Genomic DNA, 2,697 nt, shown 5'->3' with positions numbered 1-2,697 from the left:
TCAGACGCGAGGCCTCCTTGCCTCCCTGGCCGTTTCCCTTGCCGGCCTCGCGTCTGGATTGGAAATGTACCAGGGCGCCATGCCCGTGTGCCAAACGGCAAGCTTGCCGTTTGGCAGGGATGAAGCCTTGCCCCGAGCGGAAGTCCTGGCCAGACAAACCAGTCCCGGCTCTCCGGTCAAGGGGTGGTGACGCTTGACGTTATTAGTGCGTCGCGTCATGATCATCCCGATGATTATCTCATTCAGGTGTAAGGATACCGAGAAGCTGGCAAGTGGTGGCCGTGTGAGGCGGTTTGTCAATTTTGAGCGCGTCGCCTTGAGGAAGATTCGGCAACTGCAGGCTGCAGGCCGGCTGGACGATCTTAAAGTACCGCCCGGTAATATGCTGGAGCCGTTGTCTGGTGATCGCCAGGGGCAACACAGCATTCGAATCAACAAGCAGTTCCGGGTGTGTTTCCGCTGGACCAGCGCAGGAGCGGAAGATGTAGAAATTGTTGATTACCATTAGGAGGTAAACCATGCGCACGATTGATGCCGTAACGCCAGGGGAACTACTGAAAGAAGAGTTTCTAGACCCCATGGGCATTTCTCAGTATCGATTGGCCAAGGAAATTGGCGTGCCCGCTCAGAGAATCGGCCAGATCATTGCCGGAAAGCGCTCGATAACCGCGGACACTGACTTGCGTCTCTGCCGTTTCTTTGGGTTGTCGAATGGCTATTGGCTGCGGGCGCAGGTGGCCTATGACACCGAGGTTGCAGAAGATGTCCTTAAGGATCAGTTGAAGAGTATTCGTCCTTGGAACTCTGTGTCAGAAAATTGCTCAACCCCAATGGTTGAGCATGGGAAGTTCTGAATCAGTGGTTCCCGCCCAAGCGGGAATCCAGTCATAGGCCGGAGATTATGGACTCCCGCCTTCGCAGGAGTGACGGTGGGGGGCTTGTTGGGTGTTTCCCCCATGCCACGGTCTTTCTTGATGGGCCTGATCCGGTTTTTATCTCAAGCTTGCCATTTGGTATCGCCCCTGTCCCATCACCGTGCCCGCGCCGGCATGAATGAACTGCCCCAGCCAGAGATACGGCCAGAAGGGTTCGATGCCTTCGTGGGGGAGGGTCAGTTGTCCGGTGAGTCCGTCCATGTTGACGTGGGCTTTCTGGCGCGATGAGTAGCGCTGCCAGCTCTGCCACTGCAGCCGGGCATGATCTGCTTGCCATGGGTGCCATGCCCGGGCGGCCTGGGTGAGTTGGGCGAAATCGGTGTCCAGGGGCGTGTCGGTGTGAAAGTAACTGAGCATGGAGACGCGCCGAAGCAGATTGGAGAACAGGTCGGCAAAGTGAAATTCATCCGGCTGTACGGTGTGTCCATCGCGCTTGAGTCGCAGGGGGGTGTGCAGCGTCAGTGTGATCGGTTGTTTCGGCGTTGCCGGGATGGAGGGCGTGAGCGCCGGCAGGGTCTGGACGGGTTGTCCCGGTATGAAGATGGTTTGCAAATCCATGGCATCGACCGTGACGGCCTGATCCACCCGGATCAGTTCAAGAGCGCCCCTGGTCTTGCCGATCCCGTTGCGGGCCCCCAGGGACAGGGCATGGATGACATAGGGCAGGTGACGATTGCCCTGGCCGATGAGTGTGAGATCCAGGGGATATTCGTCCCCGGGTGACAACTGATGCGGGCCGTCGGGTGGACTGAGTACGAAGGGGTGGGGGGCCGCGGTGTATTTTCGCATCTTTCCGGCGCTGGGCGGCGGCGGGGTCTCGAAGATGTAGGCGTGGGCGCAGGCATGCAGCAGCATGCAGGATCTGCAATGGGGTTGACGGGTGACGCAGACGGCCTTCTTGAGGGCATGACCGAGGGTGCCCCGCCAGGTGGAGCCGGCAAATCGGGGTAGTGTGACCGGGGTGTGTGCCTGGAACAACAGCCGGTAACGGGCCAAGGGCAGTTTGATGGTCTGTGACGTCATTGGGCCGGATTGCTGCGTGGTGGATGGGTCATCATGGCTCATGGGGCTATTTCCTTGCCTCCGGACAGGGTTTGCGGACGGCTTCGTATTCTTCCAGCCGTGCCCCCAGCCGTTCCAGTGTCTCGGCGGATAATTCCTGTCCTCTCAGTTCCGGGGGCAGCGACAGGCTCAGGTGAAGATAGCGGCCGCCCCGTTCGCAGACCCGGGCCACCAGGTTGATGGGCAGGGTGCCGATGACGGTGTCACCGGGATGGACGAGTTCGATCTCCAGATGATCCAGGGTGCGATCCACGGGGATACCCCGCCTGGCGGCCCAGGTCACGGCGCCGGGGTGGCGGCTGATGAAATAGGTGTTGCCCATGGTGTGCAGACTCCGATGTGGAAGGTGTCCGCATAAGTTTAAGCAGTTTGGTCCTTATCTTGGCCCCGGCAAGCTTGCCTTTCTCGCAAGTCGGGGCACCTATTTTCTTCAATTGGGGTGTCTGTTTTCGTCACTCCCGCAAATATTTCGTCACTCCCGCGAAGGCGGGAGTCCAGGGTTTTCACTCCGTGGCCTGGATTCCCGCTTTCGCGGGAATGACGTGTTGGGGGCGTCTCCGGGGATGACGTGTCTGGGGGGCGTCTCCGGGCATGACGTTTTCGGAAGTGGCGTTCGTAAAGTGCTTGCCGCCCTCAGAACACCACCAGCATTCCCGCCAGCAGCAGGGCCGCCCCGGAGCCGGCGGCGGCGCTGCCGTAG

The 2,697-nt window shown here is 59.8% G+C and carries 4 protein-coding genes; 2 read left to right on the top strand and 2 right to left on the bottom strand.

Features of this window, described 5'->3' with window-relative positions:
* Positions 1–193 precede the first annotated feature (193 nt).
* Both LQ952_RS15670 and LQ952_RS15665 read left to right on the top strand, forming a co-directional pair.
* Positions 194–508, top strand: a complete 315-nt coding sequence (locus LQ952_RS15670; RefSeq protein ID WP_430733778.1) for a type II toxin-antitoxin system RelE/ParE family toxin — start codon at positions 194–196, stop codon at positions 506–508.
* 10 nt (positions 509–518) lie between these two features.
* Positions 519–854 (top strand): HigA family addiction module antitoxin, encoded by a 336-nt coding sequence (locus LQ952_RS15665; protein ID WP_238623547.1) that lies wholly within the window; start codon positions 519–521, stop codon positions 852–854.
* Between the two features lie 138 nt (positions 855–992).
* On the opposite strand, the gene cas6 is transcribed toward LQ952_RS15665, so the two are convergent.
* Both cas6 and csx16 read right to left on the bottom strand, forming a co-directional pair.
* A complete protein-coding gene (gene cas6, locus LQ952_RS15660; RefSeq protein ID WP_238623546.1) occupies positions 993–2,000 on the bottom strand; it encodes a CRISPR system precrRNA processing endoribonuclease RAMP protein Cas6 in 1,008 nt (335 codons plus the stop codon).
* A gap of 4 nt (positions 2,001–2,004) precedes the next feature.
* Positions 2,005–2,319 (bottom strand): CRISPR-associated protein Csx16, encoded by a 315-nt coding sequence (gene csx16 / locus LQ952_RS15655; protein ID WP_238623545.1) that lies wholly within the window; start codon positions 2,317–2,319, stop codon positions 2,005–2,007.
* Positions 2,320–2,697 lie beyond the last annotated feature (378 nt).

The sequence above is a fragment of the Ectothiorhodospira lacustris genome, from assembly GCF_022227785.1.
In the GTDB taxonomy this organism is placed as follows: domain Bacteria; phylum Pseudomonadota; class Gammaproteobacteria; order Ectothiorhodospirales; family Ectothiorhodospiraceae; genus Ectothiorhodospira; species Ectothiorhodospira lacustris.
This window is presented reverse-complemented; position numbering and strand designations above follow the sequence as displayed.

What these genes read in the sequence shown, in the direction of transcription:
- cas6 (WP_238623546.1), bottom strand. Translation starts at nt 2,000, where the DNA reads ATGAGCCATGATGACCCATCCACCACGCAGCAATCCGGCCCAATGACG.
- csx16 (WP_238623545.1), bottom strand. Translation starts at nt 2,319, where the DNA reads ATGGGCAACACCTATTTCATCAGCCGCCACCCCGGCGCCGTGACCTGG.
- LQ952_RS15665 (WP_238623547.1), top strand. Translation starts at nt 519, where the DNA reads ATGCGCACGATTGATGCCGTAACGCCAGGGGAACTACTGAAAGAAGAG.